At 67.4% G+C, this 3,722-nt stretch carries 4 protein-coding genes and 1 pseudogene; all 5 read right to left on the bottom strand.

Annotated elements, in window-relative coordinates; translation table 11 throughout:
* On the bottom strand, positions 1–581 hold a 581-nt coding region (locus tag DD1DGNOD_RS14155; protein ID WP_131770360.1), incomplete at its 3' end, for a DEAD/DEAH box helicase.
* A 156-nt stretch (positions 582–737) separates the two neighbouring features.
* A complete protein-coding gene (gene tatC / locus DD1DGNOD_RS14160) occupies positions 738–1,733 on the bottom strand; it encodes a twin-arginine translocase subunit TatC (RefSeq protein ID WP_131770359.1) in 996 nt (331 codons plus the stop codon).
* A 49-nt stretch (positions 1,734–1,782) separates the two neighbouring features.
* Positions 1,783–2,115: a Sec-independent protein translocase subunit TatA gene (tatA, locus tag DD1DGNOD_RS14165; protein WP_131766858.1), complete on the bottom strand. Its 333-nt coding sequence runs from the start codon at positions 2,113–2,115 to the stop codon at positions 1,783–1,785.
* A gap of 121 nt (positions 2,116–2,236) precedes the next feature.
* Positions 2,237–3,073 carry a formylglycine-generating enzyme family protein gene (locus DD1DGNOD_RS14170; protein ID WP_131766859.1) on the bottom strand — a complete coding sequence of 279 codons (837 nt, stop codon included), beginning with the start codon at positions 3,071–3,073 and terminating at the stop codon, positions 2,237–2,239.
* 215 nt (positions 3,074–3,288) lie between these two features.
* Positions 3,289–3,722, bottom strand: a pseudogene (locus DD1DGNOD_RS29435) (sulfatase); the annotation flags it as partial.

The following is a 3,722-nucleotide window of genomic DNA, read 5'->3' on the forward strand; positions in this document are numbered from 1 at the left end:
GCCAGCACGTGCTGCCACAGCGGCACCGGACGGTGCTCGGTGACGACGACACGGGTATGCCCGCGGACGGTGACCAACCAGTCCGCGAACTCCTCCGCGTTACTCACCGTTGCGGACAGCGACACCAGCCGGACGTGTTGCGGAAGATGAATGATCACCTCTTCCCACACGGCGCCACGCTGCCGGTCGGCAAGGTAGTGAACCTCGTCCATGACGACGAAGGCGAGGCGGTCGAGTCGCTCGCGTCCGGTCGGCTCCGCGTACAGCATGTTGCGCAGGACCTCGGTGGTCATGACGACCACCGGCGCGTCCGGGTTGCGGGAGATGTCACCGGTCAGCAGGCCGACCGCGTCGATCCCGTGACGGGCTACGAGGTCGGCGTACTTCTGGTTCGACAGCGCCTTGATCGGGGTCGTGTAGAAGCAGCGTTGACCCCGGGTGAGCCCAAGGTGGGCCGCGAACTCGCCGACGATCGTCTTACCGGCTCCGGTGGGCGCCGCGACCAGGACGCCTTCGCCGGCGTCGAGAGCTGTGCACGCCTCGATCTGGAAGGGGTCGAGGCCGAACGGATAACCGCCCATGAAGTCGGCCAAAGCCGCGGGTATGGCCGTGGGGAGGGCCTCGGGGCCGGGCGAGCCCGCGGGCGCGGTGGACACTTCGTCAGCCTACGCCCACGCCTTCGGCTCGTTGCCGGATGGATGTTCCGGTGGGTCCGGTGGGTTCGGGCGGATGTTCCTTCAGGTGATGTCGAGGTGGGCGGCGTTCGACAAGGAACCCGGGGCGCCGGCCGCACCGACAGCGCTCCCCACCGGGTCAGCGGACGCTGCGGACGTCGCCGGTTCCCCTGTCGCGGGATGCGGCAGGTCGTCGAAGTCCAACGGTGACGCCTCGTCGTCATCGAGGTTGGCGTAGGGCGAGGTGTCGCCGCGGCGGGCCTTGCGCTTGTCGTTGAACCAACCGATCACGAGGGCGACCTCGTACAGCACGATCATCGGCAGACCGAGGGCGATCATGGTGAACGGGTCCTGGCTCGGTGTCACGATCGCCGCGAAGACGAAGACGAGGAAGATCTCGGCACGCCGCCACGAGCGCAGCTTGGCCGTACTGATCACACCCGCCAGGTTCAGCATCGCCACCAGAAGCGGGATCTCGAACGACAGCCCGAACACGACCAGCATGGCGATGACGTAGCTCAGGTACTTGTTGACGTCGAGAAGGCTGACGAGCCCATCACCGCTGAAACCGAGCAGCAGCTCGAGGCCCTTGCTCAACGTCAGGTAGGCGAAGAAGCCCCCGAGGGCGAACAGAATGAGAGAGAAACCGACGAACGTCAGCGACCACCGGCGTTCGTGCCGGTGCAGACCCGGCGTGATGAACGACCACAACTGGTAGAGCCAGACGGGGGCGGACAGGACCGCTCCGGCGATCAGTGAGATCTTCAGCCGGATCATGAAGGCGTCGAGGATGCCGAAGAAGTACAGCTGGCAGGTACCCCCGCCGGCGCGGGTGCTCTCCGGCAACGCGCAGTATGGCTCTTTCAGGACATCGAAAATCTGCGGCTCGAAGTAGAAGCAGATCACCGTGGCGACGGCGAGCGCGATGAGTGCTTTTGCCAGCCGGTTGCGCAGCTCCCGCAGGTGCTCGGTGAGCGACATCCGGCTGTCCTCGACCGTCCTGGTGCGGCGGAGCTGCACCGCCTGCACGATCCGTCGCGGCGTGGGCAACCCGGACACGGGTGGCTACTCCTGCTCGTGGAAGAGGCGGTCGGTGGTCTTCAGCCTGTCAGTGCCGGCTGGTGTCGCCCGTGCCGACGGACTGGCCGTTGACCCCAACGGTGCCGGCCGGGGCGGTGTGGGCCGTGCCGGTCGACGCGGACTGTGGGCTCACGGCCGGCTGGCCGGCTTCGATGGGACGCGGTGCCGCCTGCTCCTGTTGCTGCGCCGGAGCAGCCGAGGACGCGGCCTGCTCGTCCTGGCTGAGCCCCTTGGTCTCGGCCTTGAAGATCCGCAACGAGCGCCCGAACGAGCGCGCGGCATCGGGCAGCTTCCTTGATCCGAACAGCAGGATGACGACGAACGCGATGATCAGAAGCTCGGTGGGACCGAGGTTGGGCATGGCATGCGTCCTTTGCTTCGGTGTCCGGTCCGTCGACCGGTGCGTGTTTGATGCTACGTCGGTCAGCTTTGCCGCGTCGGACGACGGTCCGATGTCCTGCACATGACGGGCCTGCGAAGGGTCAGGCCGTCGCGCGGAATCCGATGTTGCCGGCGGAGCTGTCGGGGGTGTTCGAGCTCCGCGCGGCGACACGGTACCGGTTGCAGTACGACGCATGGCACATGTGTGAGCCGCCGCGCATCACCTTGGCGCGACCGTCGGGCGGCCCGGTCGGGTTCGTGCGCGGACCGGTGGCGTGGAACTTGACGCTGAACCAGTCGGCGCACCATTCCCAGACGTTGCCGACGACATTGTAGAGACCGTAGCCGTTGGGCCGGTAGGACTTCACCGGGGCGGTACCGACGTACCCGTCCTCGCCGGTGTCGAGGTTCGGGAAGTCGCCCTGCCATGTGTTGCACTGGTGCCGCCCGCCGGGTGTCAGCTCGTCGCCCCACGGGTAACGGTGCTGTTCCAGTCCGCCCCGCGCGGCGTACTCCCACTCCGCTTCGGTGGGTAGCCGGACGCCGGCCCAGGCGCAGTATGCCTGCGCGTCGTTCCACGAGACGTGCACGACCGGATGGTTCTGCCGGGAGGTGACGGACGAGCCCGGTCCCTCGGGGTGCTTCCAGACCGCTCCGGACACGGCACGCCACCAGGGAGTCTCGTGCACGGCCGGCGAGGCTTGATCGAATTCTTCGGAAAGGAAGCCCTCGAAGACGAAGGAGAAGTCGTAGCGCTCGGCGTCCGTGACGTACCCGGTCGCGTTCACGAACGTGGCGAACTGGGCGTTGGTCACCGTGGTGGGCTCGATCGAGAACGGGCTCAGCTCGATCTCCCGGATCGGACCCTCGCCGTCGGCGCTGTAGCCTTCGTCGTCTTCGGTGCCCATCAGGAAGCGTCCGCCGGGAAGCTGGACCATCCGCCTGGTCCGGGGTACGGATGAGCGTACAGGTGCGATGGTCCCGATGCCGACGGGCTCGCGGCCGGGGGTGCAGCAGGAACCAGACATGACGTCTCTCTTTGTTCGGCCTTTGTTCAGCCTGTGTTCGACCGGGATGGTGGTGGACGGATGGTCCGCCCGCTCGCCCCCGCGTGCGTGCGGGCGGGCGGACCACCGCAATCGACTGTTCGGGGTCAGCTCGTGCGGTCGGCGGCGAGCTGGGCGGCCAGGGCCGGGATGCCCAGGGCCTGCTCCTGCGCCGGGGTTGCGTTGTACAGCTTGTTCACCAGCTGGTAGGGGTCGTTGACCAGGTCGTAGTACTCCCGGAACAGCACCTGCCCGGTGCCGACCTCCTGGCCGTTCGCGTCGGTGTGAAGGTCGTAGTACTCGACGTACTGCTTGGTGGTGCTGACGTAGGACGCCCAGGTGGGCACACCGCCGGTGCCGGTGCCCTGCTTCCACCACTCGGTCAGTATGTGGTCGCGGCTGTACGTGGACAGCAGCGAGTGGCCGTTCTGCGGCGTGGTCGGGGTGATCCCGGCCGCGTCGAGGATGGTCGGCGCGATGTCGATGTTGCCGACGATACGGTTGTCGACCGTACCGGCGCCGAAGCCACCGCCCGGCCAGG

This window comes from Candidatus Protofrankia californiensis, from assembly GCF_900634765.1.
Lineage (GTDB): Bacteria > Actinomycetota > Actinomycetes > Frankiales > Frankiaceae > Protofrankia > Protofrankia californiensis.

What these genes read in the sequence shown, in the direction of transcription:
- tatA (WP_131766858.1), bottom strand. Translation starts at nt 2,115, where the DNA reads ATGCCCAACCTCGGTCCCACCGAGCTTCTGATCATCGCGTTCGTCGTC.
- DD1DGNOD_RS14170 (WP_131766859.1), bottom strand. Translation starts at nt 3,073, where the DNA reads ATGGTCCAGCTTCCCGGCGGACGCTTCCTGATGGGCACCGAAGACGAC.